Origin of the sequence: Bacillus proteolyticus, from assembly GCF_001884065.1 — a bacterium.
Taxonomy (GTDB): domain Bacteria; phylum Bacillota; class Bacilli; order Bacillales; family Bacillaceae_G; genus Bacillus_A; species Bacillus_A proteolyticus.
In genome coordinates, this window is record NZ_MACH01000156.1 from 56,015 (window position 1) to 71,076 (window position 15,062).

At 37.1% G+C, this 15,062-nt stretch carries 13 protein-coding genes and 1 pseudogene; 1 reads left to right on the forward strand and 13 read right to left on the reverse strand.

Translation table 11 applies throughout. The features are described 5' to 3' along the window. Positions 1–210: 210 nt before the first annotated feature. Positions 211–978 carry a TSUP family transporter gene (locus tag BAQ49_RS27855; RefSeq protein ID WP_071747928.1) on the reverse strand — a complete coding sequence of 256 codons (768 nt, stop codon included), beginning with the start codon at positions 976–978 and terminating at the stop codon, positions 211–213. A 110-nt stretch (positions 979–1,088) separates the two neighbouring features. Between BAQ49_RS27855 and BAQ49_RS27860 the strand changes: the two genes are divergently transcribed. Continuing rightward, complete coding sequence (locus tag BAQ49_RS27860; protein ID WP_071747929.1) at positions 1,089–1,874, forward strand: TrmB family transcriptional regulator; 786 nt, start codon at positions 1,089–1,091, stop codon at positions 1,872–1,874. 195 nt (positions 1,875–2,069) lie between these two features. On the opposite strand, the gene BAQ49_RS33175 is transcribed toward BAQ49_RS27860, so the two are convergent. The 12 genes and pseudogenes from BAQ49_RS33175 to BAQ49_RS27915 all read right to left on the reverse strand — a co-directional run bounded on the left by BAQ49_RS33175 (position 2,070) and on the right by BAQ49_RS27915 (position 14,933). Next, a complete protein-coding gene (locus tag BAQ49_RS33175) occupies positions 2,070–2,237 on the reverse strand; it encodes a hypothetical protein (protein WP_084667595.1) in 168 nt (55 codons plus the stop codon). A gap of 44 nt (positions 2,238–2,281) precedes the next feature. Next, positions 2,282–3,568: a replicative DNA helicase gene (dnaB, locus tag BAQ49_RS27865; RefSeq protein WP_071747930.1), complete on the reverse strand. Its 1,287-nt coding sequence runs from the start codon at positions 3,566–3,568 to the stop codon at positions 2,282–2,284. After that, positions 3,565–4,423: pseudogene (locus BAQ49_RS27870) on the reverse strand (DnaD domain-containing protein). The gene dnaB and the pseudogene BAQ49_RS27870 overlap by 4 nt, the downstream one beginning before the upstream one ends. A gap of 185 nt (positions 4,424–4,608) precedes the next feature. After that, positions 4,609–4,935 (reverse strand): nucleoside triphosphate pyrophosphohydrolase, encoded by a 327-nt coding sequence (locus BAQ49_RS27875; RefSeq protein WP_071747931.1) that lies wholly within the window; start codon positions 4,933–4,935, stop codon positions 4,609–4,611. 52 nt (positions 4,936–4,987) lie between these two features. Next, positions 4,988–5,731, reverse strand: a complete 744-nt coding sequence (locus BAQ49_RS27880) for a MerR family transcriptional regulator (protein WP_071747932.1) — start codon at positions 5,729–5,731, stop codon at positions 4,988–4,990. Positions 5,732–5,739: 8 nt separating this feature from the next. Next, on the reverse strand, positions 5,740–5,994 hold the full coding sequence (locus BAQ49_RS27885; RefSeq protein WP_071747933.1) for a hypothetical protein: 255 nt from the start codon (positions 5,992–5,994) through the stop codon (positions 5,740–5,742). Beyond that, the gene (locus tag BAQ49_RS27890; protein WP_071747934.1) at positions 5,995–6,333 is read right to left on the reverse strand and encodes a magnetosome magnetite crystal formation protein family; all 339 of its coding nucleotides are present in this window, start codon (positions 6,331–6,333) and stop codon (positions 5,995–5,997) included. It abuts the gene before it with no gap. A gap of 297 nt (positions 6,334–6,630) precedes the next feature. Beyond that, positions 6,631–9,075 carry a restriction endonuclease-like protein gene (locus BAQ49_RS27895; RefSeq protein ID WP_071747987.1) on the reverse strand — a complete coding sequence of 815 codons (2,445 nt, stop codon included), beginning with the start codon at positions 9,073–9,075 and terminating at the stop codon, positions 6,631–6,633. Beyond that, positions 9,050–11,587: an MrcB family domain-containing protein gene (locus tag BAQ49_RS27900; RefSeq protein ID WP_071747935.1), complete on the reverse strand. Its 2,538-nt coding sequence runs from the start codon at positions 11,585–11,587 to the stop codon at positions 9,050–9,052. Before BAQ49_RS27900 ends, BAQ49_RS27895 begins: the two co-directional genes overlap by 26 nt. A 91-nt stretch (positions 11,588–11,678) precedes the next feature. Next, entirely contained in the window at positions 11,679–12,650 is a 972-nt protein-coding gene (locus tag BAQ49_RS27905) for a tripartite tricarboxylate transporter substrate binding protein (protein ID WP_071747936.1), read from the reverse strand. After that, positions 12,647–13,324, reverse strand: a complete 678-nt coding sequence (locus BAQ49_RS27910) for a response regulator (protein WP_071747937.1) — start codon at positions 13,322–13,324, stop codon at positions 12,647–12,649. Before BAQ49_RS27910 ends, BAQ49_RS27905 begins: the two co-directional genes overlap by 4 nt. A gap of 19 nt (positions 13,325–13,343) precedes the next feature. Further along, positions 13,344–14,933: an ATP-binding protein gene (locus tag BAQ49_RS27915; protein WP_071747938.1), complete on the reverse strand. Its 1,590-nt coding sequence runs from the start codon at positions 14,931–14,933 to the stop codon at positions 13,344–13,346. Between the last annotated feature and the right edge of the window lie 129 nt (positions 14,934–15,062).

The window sequence follows — 15,062 nt, forward strand, 5'->3', positions numbered from 1 at the left end:
AACATACCCCAGAAAAATATGAGTTTATATTATTTTCATTCCCTTAACTTAAATTTTCTTTTAAATGAGCCTTTTTTTAGATGCTATCTTCGAATAAGGTAGCATCTAAAAAATGTTAAAAGAAATTTTCCCTAGTATCTTCTTATATTTTATGTAGCCTTCATATTTGACCTTGTCTACGTTCTTTGAAGTGAAGATGTTCAAAATTACTTACTGAATATAGTCATACAGATTTTTCGCTAACAATAAACAAGTTACTGTAATGAAAAGAGCACGAACATACCCGCTTCCTTTTTTTATAGCAAATTTGGAGCCAACAATCCCTCCAGCAATTTGAGCAATCCCCATTATAAAACCATACACATAGTTTACTTGCCCTACATACATAAACATCAACAATGCACCAACATTACTTCCTAAATTAAGAAGCTTCGCATTACCTGCTGCTTTTAAAAAGTCATACCCAATAAATAAAAGAGAAAACATTAAAAACGAACCTGTGCCAGGACCTAGAAATCCATCATAAAAACCAATAGCAAAAACAAAAAAAGTAAAGATAATGACGTGTCGACCAGACAATTTTTTATGAGTGGAAATACTACCCCAATCCTTTTTGAATATCGTATAAATAGCAACCGCACCAAGCATGATTAGCATCAATGGCTTCAGTAGTTCTGGGTTCATTAAATGAACGGTCCATGCACCTATTACGGAACCTATGAAAGTTAGTGGAACTAATTTAAACGCCGATTTCAAATCAAGATTACCAGAACGATAAAACACAATATTACTAGTTGCACACCCCATTGTCGACGCTAGTTTATTCGTAGCTACTGCACTTGCTGGGTTCAGTCCTGTAAATAATAAAGCTGGTAAAGCAATCAGTCCTCCACCACCTACAACTGAATCAATAAATGCAGCTAAAAATCCAAAAGCAATCAAAATAATTAATACTGATGGGTCTAAATAAAAATCCATACTATTAACCTCCCATTTAGTCACTATTTGAATAGTAACTAATAATTTGCTAAATGTAAACAGTTATTGTAACGTTGAAATATAAAAGCAAACATCGGAGGACGAAAAAAGTGGACTACATAGTGCAACAGCTTAAAAAAATTGGTTTCAATGAATATGAAGCTAAATCTTATGTATCTCTTGTTAAACAGGGGCCTGTCACAGCCTACCAAGTGAGTAAGGATTCAGGTGTCCCGAGAGCGCGAATTTACGAGATTTTAGGTAACCTTGTAGAAAAAGGAATTGTCATGAAGGAAGAAATAAATGACACTACTCGCTATTCACCTCTACCTGTTGAAGTCTTTTTACAGAAGGCTCAATCAGAATGGCAGTCTACTTATGAAGGAATCAGTGATTCATTAAAAAAACTAGAAACTTTCGAGGAAAAAACGGATAATCGAGTGATTACTTTAAAAGACAATAAAACAATAATTAGCTATTGTCAGGCATTAATCAAAAAAGCAGAAAAACGTATTGTCATTTCGATGTGGGATGAGATGTACGAAGCATTAAAAGAGGAACTATCTGAGGTAGCTGATAAAGTTACAGTACAAGGTATTACCCTGCATGTCGAAAACCCAATTAAAAATCTAGAAGCCCATCGTATAACACCTTATACAGAAATCCGGTCTACAGAACATTGGTTTATTTTATCGATAGATTCTAAAGAGATGATTTATGGACCATCACTTGAGGAGCGTAATATTGCTTTTTATACAGATGATCCCGTTCATATATACTTATTAGAGGATTATGTATGGCATGATGTTTTAGTGAATCGACTTGTACGACGTAGCCAAGATGATTTAGAGCAATGGATTACTACAGAGAGAAAATCCTTCTTTATGGAAAAATAAGAAACATATTCAAAGGGTTTCGCCAGTTAATAAACATTTACAAGAGCAAATCAAAAATTTACGTATTAAACCTAATAACTTCTCCATATAAAAATAGCCGACTATTATATAGTAAACAGTCGGCTATTTTTAGTATATTGATTTATACAGACGCTATCATTTTCGCTTTGTGGAATATTCCCATTAACCCAGCGATTAATGAGATAAACGCTTCTCCCACTCTTTCACCTTTTCAATTGTTACATCTAATTTTTTAGCTATTTCTTCTATACTCATTCCTTTAAAGAGCATTCCAGCTGCCGAAAGTGCTTTATCTATTTCTTCTTGCTTCTCTTGCTCATATAAACGACCTACTTTTGTCATCCGTAACCACTCCTTTACTTTTTTATATGCCTTCTTCTATTTTATCATCCAATCTCCACAAACCGCCCAAACTCCTTCAAGAATCTTAGGTTAAAACTGCCCACAGGTCCATTTCGATGCTTCGCCACATGAATCTCCGTCATCTCTTTCTGCTTCGTTTCCTTATCGTAATAATCTTCACGATACATAAGCATAATGACATCCGCATCTTGCTCAATTTGTCCCGTCTCTCTTAAATCAGATAAAAGCGGGCGCTTATCTTGACGTGACTCTACTGAACGAGACAATTGCGACAACGCTACTACACAAACATTCAAATCACGCGCTAATAACTTAAGCTTACGCGAAATTTCACTAATCTCCTGAAATCGATTGCCCTTATGCTTCGGATCCCCCGTAATAAGCTGCAAATAATCTACAATAACTAAAAGCTTTTTATCGCCGTGCTTCCTCTTTAACTTACGAGTTTGCATCCAAATATCTTGCACTGTAACGCCTGCATTATCGTAAATCTCAAGTGGTAACTCCCCGATCTCCGCAAACGCCTTACTCACCTTTTCCCAGTCTTCCATCGCAAAACGGTGCTTCGGATTTTTCAATCTGCCTCCTGACACTTCACCTACGCAAGACGCCATCCTTTTTAACAATTGCTTACTACTCATCTCTAATGAAAACAATCCAACTGCCGCTCCAGACTTCGCCGCATGCAGTCCAACATTTAACGCAAACGCAGTTTTCCCCATAGAAGGACGTGCACCAAGAACGACAAAATCACCTTCCTGCAATCCGCACGTCATTTTATTTAGCGATATATAACCAGTCTCAATACCAGTAATCTCTTTCGCATCTTGATGAAGCTCTTCATACAAACCAACTAACGCATCCTTCAAATCAAACTCACATACACAGTCCTTTTCCTCTAACTCACAAAGTTCCGTAATCGTCTCACCAATAATTTTCTCATTCTTCTCCGCAATAAGACGCTCTCCCATCTTGTGCCCAAGAACGCCAGCCTGATACATTTTCCATGCACCTCGAACAAGCCCCTCATAATAAGAGAAATTGCTAGTCGCAGGCACACCATCCATTAACCCTATAAAATACTCCATTCCCCCGATCCCCTTCAAAAAATTTGGATCTACTCTAGAAATGAATGTCACAAGATCAATCGGTTGCCCTTCCTCTTCCATTTTTCGCAGTAACTGAAATATAGACTTATGCACTGGCATAGAAAAATACTGCTCCGTCAAACGGCACTCCTTAATAAGCTCTCCATCAAGTAATAGAGAACCTAACACCGTCTTTTCCGCCTCCACATTTTGAATGCTCATGGACGCCACCCGCGCTCCGCTAAAAAGCGCTGCAACTCTTCCTCAGACGGCACATTCTTCTCCCACTCCTCACACTTCGCCAAAAAATTTGCCGTCTCCCCGCTACTAACAGACGACTCCTTCTTTCGAAACCTTGCCGTATCCGCCTCAACCTCAGACACTTTCGTAAATCCTTTCCCGTGCCATCCCCTCAAAATCCCCTTCACATAAGCCATCTTCCGGTTTTTATTCTCATACGAAATTTGAAGAGCCTTCAGCACAAGCTCCTCTGACAAATCATTCATCCACGCATTCAATTCCTCTACTGTATAAGGAGACAAACTACCAAAATGTTGCTCGTAAAAAGAAAACACACGACTCCCCGTCTCTTCCTCTATAACCTCTTCTTCCGCCTCATCACAGACCGGATCAACATCATGAACGGCCAAATCACTAGGCATACCGAAATGTGCTAAAAGCATCGGAACATTCAGCTCCTCCTCTACGCACTTACGAAGAAACATATGTACAAACTCCTTATTCTTCACACCCTTAAGCTCACGAAGCACACACTTCTCCACATTCGTATTCGTCACAGGATTATAACGAAGCCAATTTAAAATAAATAACTCCCTCGTCTCCGCATCATAAAGAATCTTTCCATAATCAATGAAGCGCTGCACAAGCTTATCAACCGTCTCCCGGTTATAACCCGTCTCCATCTCAGCTAACCGCTTCGGAAAAGGAAAAATCCCGCACTGCGTCGTCTTCGAACAAGTTAACAAGTATACATAAAAAATACCGCTCCTCCGGCGTCAAATCCAAAACAAAATCATCCTGCCAAAAATTCACCTGCACATTACGATACACCACCATCAAAGTTCCTCCCGTCCTCATTCAAAAATGAAAAATTCCTCTTTGTACTATATATAGGAAGGAGGGGTGGGTTTTTGGCGTGTTATTTCAAATTTTTTTTGACTACTACTACGGTGTTTGTTGGTGTTTTTGTTTTGTTGTGTTTTTTCTTAGTGATTTATTACTTGGGAGGGGCTTATGAGGGGCTAGTTGTCGGTTACTTCGATTAGGAAGACTCGATCTGAAAAGCCACCTCGTTCTTCTGCTTTCTTTTTACGGATATTATTGATTTCTTCTAGTGTTGTGCCTTCATGTTCGGCTAGGGCGTTTATTAGTTCTAGTATGTCGGATAGTTCTTCGAGTTTATGTTCTTTTGTTGTTGCTTCTAGGTATTCGGTTAGTTCTTCTTCTGTTTTTTTGCAGATTTCTTTTATGTATTCGTCTTTAGGTAGGATTCTTGTTGTGGGTGTTTTTCCGTTGGTTTTTATTATTTGTGGGATTTTGTTTCTGATTAGTTTGTTGTAGGTTGGCATGGGATTTCCCTCCGTTTGGTTTTTCTTCTATTATAATGGAAAAGCAGTTTAACTAGGGGTTAAACTGCTGGATTGCTTCTTTTATATAGTTTTCTTCTTCGGTTGTGAAGAGGGTTGGGAATTCGGATAGTGGGAGGTTGGATTTTTGGATTATATCCTCCACATCACTTTGAGGTGTATCAAGATATTTCGTTACCTCTTCTATTAAATTGAAAAATTCCTTCAAAGTAACTTGAACGTCATGATGACTCGGATCCTTATCTTCTTCCTTATACTTTTTCAACTTCCCTATCACATCCATAAATCGCCGATCAAACTTTTCTTTGAGTTCCTTATTATTATAAACCGCTTGAACACTCTCCTCTGAAAAGTGTTCCTCTAACCATTCTTTATTTTCTTTCTCCCATATAAAAGTTTGCAAAAACGAAGAAAACAAAGCGATATCCACTCGTTCTCCCTTTTGAAACTTCTTTGTCATCTCATCCATATGCGAAAGCACCTTCGCAATTCTTTCTTGCTCTGCCAAAAGCATCTCTCTTTGAAAATTCATTTGTCTTAAAAATTCTTCAGTCTCAATATCACGCTGCAATATAATATTTTGAATTTCCCCAAGCGAAAAACCAAGATGCTTAAACGATTGAATTTGTTGCAGCACATACAAATCATCTTTCGTATATAACCGATGCCCACCCTCAGTATAATCGCTCGGCTTTAATAAATTAATCTTGTCATAATAACGAAGCGTCCGCACCGTAACATCCCCAACACTTGCAAACTCACTAATCATCCACGCCATATCATCACCTACTTCGATAACTTCTCTTTCACATACTGAAGCATATGAGAAAAATTCATCTCATTCTGCCTACAATATTGAAACAAACCTACAACAAGTAATAAAAAAGGAACCTTCCCGCTATAACGATTTTCATACTCACTAATACCATCATAAAAGTGCTCATACTTTCTTTTTCGTAAAACAATATAAGTCGCAATAAACAACACGGCAATCATAACGAAAAATCGCTTTCCTTTTATCTCCACTTCTTGTTTCATCATCTATTCTCCTTCCACTGCATACTTATCTTCTTTAAATAACAGAATTCGAATGAAATAACGATATGGTTCGTCGCGTATTACTTTCCAAGCAACAATGATCACTTGAACTACCTCAAAGGCAAATACAATCCAAAATAAAACATCACTAATACACGAACTAATATTAAATAGAAAAAAGATTAACAAATGAAAGTTGAATGCTTTTCGGCAATGGTATTTGTACACCTCATTTTTACGTGCCAGTGTGATGTACATGAGGGGTGATGAAAAGATTCCTATTGCGGCTGAGAGTAGTAGCATGATGATGGTGTTCCTTTTTTCTTTTGTGGTGGTTTTCATGAGTGGTTTTGTCCCCCCTTTTTGATTTGTCTTCTTTAGGTTAGGGGGTGACGTTGGGGGAGGTGCAAGGGGAATATACAGAAAAAATTTGGTATCACTAATATAGAGGTAAAATAAGACCTTTACCTTGACAGGGTGGAGGTCATCATTTAAATTTCACATCCACTTTATTTACAAATAAAAAGAAGAGCATATATCCCATATGCTCTTCTTCCCATAATCAACAATACGCTTTATTCAACTAATATTTATCTTTTGGCCCCTTATTCATGACTTAATCAACCTTGTATCTAAGTGCTATTCCCTAACATTTAGTACTTCTATAACTTCTTTAAACAACACCGATCCCCGCCCAACAACCAACTCCAAAGCAACCTCTTTAACTCGCCCATCTCTCCCCACCACAATAACCCCATTCTCATAATCAACCCAAATCTGAACATCCTGCACATAATAGCTCTTAATAGAAGATGCTTCATCTAAATTGTGATGATCCAACTCAACCTTAACTTGCTTCGTAAAACGACGCAGCGTTTTCCAAAGAGTTCGTTCTTCTTTTGATTTCATGAGGAGTTCCGGAAGCTCTTGTACTTCTTTTAATAATGACATCGTTGTTATTGTGTATGTTTGAATACCATACCCTACTGGGCGGATGAGGTGGTCTAGTTTTTTCCATGGTTCTAGTTCGAAATTTACATACTCATCGTTTTGTTGCATTTGAATATGTTTAATTTTTGCGAAGTATTGAATGCCACCTTTTTCTCCGTGCCATTTTTTCGGTGCATATAATGCAATGTACTTCGCATCTTGCCATCCTGGTTTTAGCTGTGTGACTGGTAGCTGATATAAGCCTTCTTTCCTATATGTTTCATAGTCGACTTCAGTTTTTACGCTGCCCACTAATACTTTTTCTTCGAGTGAAGAGTGCCATTCTTCTTTTGTTCCTCTTGGAAGAATGCCTTCTCTTATAATTTCTTCTGGGCTCTTTTCAATGAGATGATCTAAAAACTGTTCGACTAGTCTTGTTGCGTTTGGTAAAAATGGGAATCCACCGATATTTACTTTTTCGATACTTTTATAAAATGGATGATTCTCATATGCTTCCTCTTGGTTCCACGGGAATAGTACGTACGCCCCGTAAGCTGTCCGCTCAAAAGGTCCCTCTTGTTCTACAACTAATGCATCTCTGTAACGGTGCATTGTATTAATATCTTCTTCCATTGGACCAGGGGTGCCATACTTCCTTTTATAATGAGATCTTTCAGCAAAATCAATTCGGTATTTCGCATCAAAAATGTATTGATATTGATAGTTCTTTCCCTTTTTCTCAATAGCAAGCATCGTATCTGGCTTTTGTGTAACTGTTGGTAGTCTACCGTTTCTTTTCTGGAAATAAAGTTCTATTACTTCATCAGTGACTGGATGCTTGAACGTTCTTTTTGCAGTTTTACTTTCATCAAGCGTTACGTATAAACCATCTTGTTTAACTTGAATAACGTCTTGATGGAGCGGTATATATTTTTTAGATAGAATTTGTCCGAGTTTTAAATACGTCCAGTATTCGTATAACCTTGCGACATCTTTTACCGACATTTTGAAAATTTGTCCTCGTAATGTTAAACCTCGCGATAGCATTAAAAAGATTTGATACGCATCTCTATATCCTGCAGCCATTTGGATTACGAGCGAAAAGACTGAGCGATCTAATTTTCCTATTCCTCGCCAAAATGGATCGTTCAATTCATTTTTCATTCGATACTTCATATTTTTTACACGTTGTAGTAAATCTTCATCAGTTTCACCACGTGTATATCTAGACTTTGGCTCTAGCGCCTTAAGTAAATCCTCTATTTTATGTACGACTCTTTGAATCATCCATTTAACAAATCGATTTTCCAGCGTGTCATATGACACTTCCTTATAAGCTGTAATCCCTTTAGTCGGTATGCTGTTTTCTCCTTGCAGCAAGTGTGGTCGCTTTCGCAAATAGTTCATTCCGACAGAATCCAATTTACGAATTTTTTCTCCTCTTACAAGTTGATGTCTAGTCATAAGCGTATGATGCGGTTGCCTTTTAATGTGAGAGATTGACTTCATAAAACGCTCAAAGGAATCATTTAAAATACGATAAAATTCACTCTTTGATGGATTTTTAGCGTAAATTACAGATGCTCCTAAATAAGTTCTCTTTAGTAAATGAAACGCTAAATTATAAATTTCATCATTTACTTCATCTAATAAGGCTCTGTAATCATCCTTATAATTAAGTTTTGCCGGAAAAACTTCAAATGTAACGGTTAATAAAGTTCCGTTAGCATCTTTAATTTCAAACGTGGTATTTCCTACTTCATTTGGAAACGAAAGATTCCCCATTAACACATGAAGTGACCCCATTTGAATAGAACTAACTTGTTTTCGAAAACCCGGATGTTCATGATAAAAAGAGAGCTGCCTATTATTTTTCGGAACAACAACAAGCTGATAACTTCTATTTTCAAAAAAGATTGGCGGGTGTTCATTCCATTCATCTAGCCTCTGTAATCTCGCATCAAATACAGAAACGGATTCCGTCTCCCCATCTACATGAAAATACATCATTTCATCCGCGTTCATAGCGTGATATTCTTTTAAACTCTCGTATTTTTCATGATAAGGATTTCCCTTAATCGTCAATGATAGCTCCTCTGTTTCAATCTTAACTAGCTCTATCTCATTATTAGATCCAGAAAGAGGTGAAACCATCATACTCGAACCTCCTTAACATATGAGACAGCTTGTTAGCTGAACGAGGATACTTAGCATAGGAAGCATCATTATTGCCACTATCATATTCTTCATTTGCACATAAGACATACAACTGCTTTAATACCTCTTCGGTTCGTCCATCGCTCCCTGCAAGACGCGGTAAAATCTTTTGATATATTTGATAATCAAGTGCTTCATCGAATGACAATAACTTTCCTTGTTCGTTGTATGCCATATAGAAACAAATTTCGTCTCTTATACGATACCCAACTTGAGCTCCAACTGATTCAAGTGTTTTATTTATCTCTATTAAAATAGTCGATATATTTCTCACAAGATCTTCATTTTCTTTAAAACATTCTTTCAAATGAAGATACTCGGTTTCTAAAGAGCGATTTGAAGCAATTTCAGCTTCCTTCTCTTCTACATCCATTAAGAAATTAAAATAATCTAAGTTAACGGTATTAAATTCAATTGTATTCGCACGATCTAATACTTTTTTACTTAACGGATGTGTCGTTTCATCCATATTTACCGTTCCGATAATATATACATTTGATGGAATTATAACGCGCTTATTCGTAATTGATTCTGGAAGCACTGGTGACGTAACAATTTTTCCATCTTTCCATTTACGACTTTCAATTACACTTAAAAAATCACTAAAGTAGTATTCCACTCGAGCTAAGTTCATCTCGTCCAACACTACAAAATACAGCCTATTTGGATTTGCATCTGCATTTTCAAGAACTTTAATTAACGGTCTTTCTTGAAACTCCCCTTGAAGATTCACATAACCAAGCAAATCAGAACTATCACTCCAATCAGGTCGAACCGGAATGAGTGTAAATTGTCCATTCTCTTCCGTAGCCCCTAAACTCTCCGCAAACCACTGAACAATTTTCGTTTTCCCTGTACCTGAAATACCTGATAAAATTACAAATGGCTTCGTCTTTAACGAAAGGAAGAAATTAATAAGATCTTTTTTCTCATAAAAGAAACCTTTACTTTGAATATAAGAAGACACATGATCGATAATTGATTGCTGATCTAAATACACTTCTTTCCTCTCATAAATCATTTCATATTTCGTTCCTTCCTCTTTGTAAGCAATAAACCCCTCATAATAGCGAAGCATTTCTTCTAGATCCTCTACTAACTCTTTTTCACTTGGCATTTTATTAACATCATACGCAATATAAGCCGCTGTTGAATTCGCATATCCTTTCGCTTTTGAGCTTGTCCCTAGGAAAATCTCATCATCTTTTTTCACCTTTTGGGACATATGTATTTGCTCACGGATCTCTTCTTTAATTTTTTGCATCTCTTCTCTAGACGTTTCCGTCACACCTTGCGCCAACGTTAAATATAATCGCTCCATATCTTCACTAAACAAATAAACGATATAATAACCTCTCTGCGTGGATGTCGTAATATCTTTATCCATAATCGCAAGCCACGGAACAGCAGCCCAATTCCCTTGTCCAATTGAACCTGTGACAACATATTGATTATGATTAATAAATGGTAACCTCGTTATTTCCGTTGTCATTTCATGCCTAACAACCGCTCCCATTTTATGACCTGCAAATCTTTCTGTTCTTGCCTGTAAATATTCATCCATAACCGTTAAAAACTTTTCACGTAAATTACTGTTCATACTACCGCCCTTTTCTCTATCATCTTTTACGTATTGTTCAATAGGAATCCACTCATTATTAATCAGCCCTACTTGTTCCAGCCAATCTAGTAAGTTATTCGTACGCCGCTTCGCTACTGATTCAACCATCAAATTAGCCCCTAATGAATTTCGGACAGTCGTCATTCCCAAACCTACTAAAGCTTCTTTCTTTTCATCCTTTGAATACTTCTCTAACAATCCAAGAACAAATAAAGCATGACAGAAATATTCCTGTCTTAAAACTAGCTGTGCAATGTAAGCATTCTTATCTTCTGATTGAACATATTCATTTAATAAAAGCTGATTCATTTCATGAGATTCATTCAAAAAGCCCAACAATCTTAAATCCTGGCGTGCATTAGATTTCACTCTATATAAATTTTCATCCGTTTGTTCACGTAACGTACTTGGATTATATGTACCATTCATTGTCTCTTCTAAAAAGAGTATAACTTTATCATATTTTTCACTTGGTAGGTTATCTGTTTTGAATTCTTTAAATTCAATAGCTCCTGCTTCCATTACATTCACAAATGGAAGCTGTGAAAAGAAAGCTACCAAGAAAGTATTACATTCACTTGCTTGTCCGAAATCCTCACTCTTTACCGTGCGCATATCAATAATTTTTTGCCAAGCATCCTTAAGAAGTTCAAAGCCCACGTTAAAATAAGACGATGCTTCTTCTTTTTCATATCGCTCACGTGAAAATTTAATTTCAATTTCTAATTCTCCATTATCCTTATTTCTAATCAAATAAGTTTTATCACCATTTATATCTTCAACCTGCTTCGTTGATTTAGCCAATTCAATTATGAGTTGATCCAACATTTTTATCCCCACCGTTACAATAAATTACAATTACTACCATTTTACCAAACTATGTATAAAAGAAAAATCATACGCCATACCGTATGATTTACTAATCCCTATTATTCCCCACTAGCTCCCCATACTCCTGACTACTCTCCTCAAGAAAAATCCTACTCTCCCCACTACCCTTATAAAAACTCTCCCAACCCCGCTCCCTCAAAATCCCCTTCCAACTATCACTCTCAACCATCTTCTTAATAACACTATCCCAATAAGCAACCTCTTCCTCCGTCATATCTTTCGGTCCCATAATCCCTTTCCAATGCTGGAATACAACGTCGACTCCTTGTTCTTTCCATGTTGGGATTTCTGGTAGTCGGTCTAGGCGTTTTGGTGCGGATACGGCTAGTATTTTTATTTTGCCGGCTTTGTATTGTTTTTCGGCTTCGGATAGGGTCATGGTTGCGGCGCCTATTTGTTTGTTCGTTAGGGCGTTTATGATTTTTTCTTTGTTTTCGTAGACGAAGAATTGTAGTTCGGCAGGGTTTATGCCGAAGGCTTTGCTTACTTGTACGAAGGATAGGTGATCGTCGTTTCCTAGGCCTGGGGCAACGCCGATTTTGAAGTTTTTCTTATCTTGTTTTAGTTGTTCCATTAGTTGGTTTGCGTTGTCTATGTTTGAGTCTTTTGACACGACAACAACTTCCCAGTCCGATGCGAGTGTTGCGAGCGGCGTGAAGTCTTTATATGTTAGTTTACTGTGGCCTAGTAGGTTATTCGTTATGAGTAAGCTTGAGTTAATCGCTAGTACGTGACCGCCTTTTTGTTCCATATATTTCCATCCAACGTCACCGCTGCCACCTACTTTGTTTGTGACAGTAATTGGTTTTGTGAAGATTTTTTCTTCTGTCAGCGTTTTTTGCATCGCTCGTGCTGTTAAGTCCCATCCCGCTCCTTGAACATTTGGCGCAACGATTTCTACTTTGTTGATGCTCACTTTATTCGTATGGGATTTCTCCGAGGAACAACCAGCTATTACTCCTGTCATGATCCATATACATAGTAATAATCGTTTTTTCATAGTCCTCGTCCTATTCGATATTTTCGTTCTGGTCGTCCGATAATGCCGTATGTGTATTCTACTGTGCATTCGTTTGTCGCTACTAAGTATTCTAAATATCTTCTTGCGGTTGTTCTGGAGGCCCCCATTTGTTCTCCCATTTCTTCTATTGTAATCCCATCTTCGAACCCTTTTATAATCCCTTTCACTTTTTGCAATGTTAACGGATCCACACCTGTCGGTAAGTTTTTCATGTCTTGTATTTGCGAAGTGCCGAAAAAATTATCGATTAGTGCTTGATTTACTTCATTGTTACTATGTAACAGTTGCTTCTTTCTTTTATAGTCTTCAATTGTGCGAACGAATTTTTCTAACGTGACCGGTTTTATAAGGTAGTTGCTTACGCCGTTTCGAATTGCTTTTTCTAACATATGATTTTCATTTGCCGCAGTAACCATGATGACGTCAACGTTCGGAAAGTCAGCATGGATTTTCGGCAATAAGTCTGTGCCAATTCCATCTGGTAAGTAAATATCTAATAGCAGCAAATCGATTTCTTCCTTTTGTAGTAGTTCCATCGTTTCTTTTGCGTTCAATGCTTTTCCGATCACTTTTACGTCCTTTATTTTTGATAAAAACTCTTCTTGAATTTGCGCGACACGGAAATCATCTTCTGCAATTGCAATCTTCAACATATGCCCATCCCCCTGTTTGTTATGTACTTTCTCTCAATGTTTTCGGAAGGTAAATTGTAAAAATAGCTCCCCCATTTTTCTCGTTTTGAATTTCAATTGTTCCTTCTAGTACATCTACCATTTCTTTCACGTTTGCTAGTCCGTAACCACGATCGATTCCTTTCGTTGAAAATCCTTTTTGAAAAATGGTCGCGATTTTTTCTGCTGGTATTCCTACTCCACTATCTATCACTTCAAACACAATATCGTGCCCAATATCCGTAACAAAGAAGGAAACATTCTTCTCCTCTTGCCCACTCACCGCATCAAACGCATTATCGATTATGTTCCCAAGGATCGTAATAAGATGTGAAACTTTGATATGGTTTGGTAATGGATGAAGTGCACTATCTCCTTCAATATGAAAATCAATTTTCTTCTCAGACGCTGTTGCTAGTTTTCCTAATAAAATAGCTTGTACTTTCGCATCATGAATTTGATGGAATAAAATATGGTTTTGGCTTTGATGAATATTAGATTCTTGCTGGATAAATTCAATTGCTTCTTTGTAATGCCCTAACTGCAATAAGCCAGATAAGACGAACAGCTTATTTGTAAATTCATGCGTTTGAGCACGCAAGTCCTCTGAATACTTTCTTACCTCAGATATTGTGTTCACAAGGTTTTGCAGTTCTGTTTTATCTCTAAAACTACATACAATGCCTACCGTACTGTTATTTTCGAGTATTGGTGTCATGTTTAAAATAAACACTTTATCTTGAAACGCGATTTCTTGATCGTTTTCTAGCACTCTTTCCGTATTAAAATTCGGTAAAACTCTTGAAATGTTCTGCTGCATATAATCATCACTTACATGCAGCATCTCTTCTGCCGACGTATTCATCATCGTAATACAACCGTTTTGATCAAGAGCGATAATACCCTCTTTTATAGATAGTAGTATCGCGCTTCGTTCCCGGTATAGCGCTGCGATTTCATTCGGTTCTAAACCGAGTGTATCTTTACGAATACTACGTGCTAAAAGAATGCCGCCCACAATTCCAACTAGTAATACAGCTAAAGAGAAGAGGATAATTTCTTTCGTTCTGCTCAATATGTTTGATTCAATACCTTTTATTAAAAACTCCACTGTCACAACACCTACGACTTGATCGTAGTCTCCGTTATGAACAATAATGGGTGCCTTCGCCATTAAAGCCGGGCCACTTGCACCATTTCCTTCAAGTGTATAATAGCCACCAAAAGTGAGTGCTTCATAGTTATATGGATTGTTACTTTTTGTACCAATCAACTCTGAATTAGAATGTGAATACATAACCCCATAACGATCTTCTATAATGACATAATCTGCACCAGCTTGCTCGCGAACTTGTTCCGCAATGGATTGAATGGTACTTTTATGCTCGTTATACTGAAAAGCATCTTTTATAGCTGGCATAAAAGAAAGTGACTTCGCCGTTTGCAGAGCTAGTTGTTCCACTTGGCGCTTCGTATCAACGGACTGAATATAAACAAATATTCCGGCTAATAGGAGAACGACAAATAAAATTAACGTAATAATTAAGCTTACTATTTTCGTTTGTAATGACACTTTGCGTGATTTCTTCATACTCCATATCCTTTGATAAAATATTCAAAACTATCAATCTCCTTTTTCTATTATTATGACAAAACTAATAATGAAGCAACTATTAAAACTCTCCATGTACATAAAGTACAAAAAGAATAAAATTGTCAT

Excerpts from the sequence above, each read along its gene's own strand:
- BAQ49_RS27895 (WP_071747987.1), bottom strand. The coding sequence starts at position 9,075 with ATGGTTTCACCTCTTTCTGGATCTAATAATGAGATAGAGCTAGTTAAG.
- BAQ49_RS33175 (WP_084667595.1), bottom strand. The coding sequence starts at position 2,237 with ATGACAAAAGTAGGTCGTTTATATGAGCAAGAGAAGCAAGAAGAAATA.
- BAQ49_RS27910 (WP_071747937.1), bottom strand. The coding sequence starts at position 13,324 with ATGTTGAAGATTGCAATTGCAGAAGATGATTTCCGTGTCGCGCAAATT.
- BAQ49_RS27890 (WP_071747934.1), bottom strand. The coding sequence starts at position 6,333 with ATGAAAACCACCACAAAAGAAAAAAGGAACACCATCATCATGCTACTA.
- BAQ49_RS27880 (WP_071747932.1), bottom strand. The coding sequence starts at position 5,731 with ATGGCGTGGATGATTAGTGAGTTTGCAAGTGTTGGGGATGTTACGGTG.
- BAQ49_RS27915 (WP_071747938.1), bottom strand. The coding sequence starts at position 14,933 with ATGAAGAAATCACGCAAAGTGTCATTACAAACGAAAATAGTAAGCTTA.
- BAQ49_RS27900 (WP_071747935.1), bottom strand. The coding sequence starts at position 11,587 with ATGTTGGATCAACTCATAATTGAATTGGCTAAATCAACGAAGCAGGTT.
- BAQ49_RS27875 (WP_071747931.1), bottom strand. The coding sequence starts at position 4,935 with ATGCCAACCTACAACAAACTAATCAGAAACAAAATCCCACAAATAATA.
- BAQ49_RS27855 (WP_071747928.1), bottom strand. The coding sequence starts at position 978 with ATGGATTTTTATTTAGACCCATCAGTATTAATTATTTTGATTGCTTTT.
- dnaB (WP_071747930.1), bottom strand. The coding sequence starts at position 3,568 with ATGAGCATTCAAAATGTGGAGGCGGAAAAGACGGTGTTAGGTTCTCTA.
- BAQ49_RS27905 (WP_071747936.1), bottom strand. The coding sequence starts at position 12,650 with ATGAAAAAACGATTATTACTATGTATATGGATCATGACAGGAGTAATA.
- BAQ49_RS27885 (WP_071747933.1), bottom strand. The coding sequence starts at position 5,994 with ATGATGAAACAAGAAGTGGAGATAAAAGGAAAGCGATTTTTCGTTATG.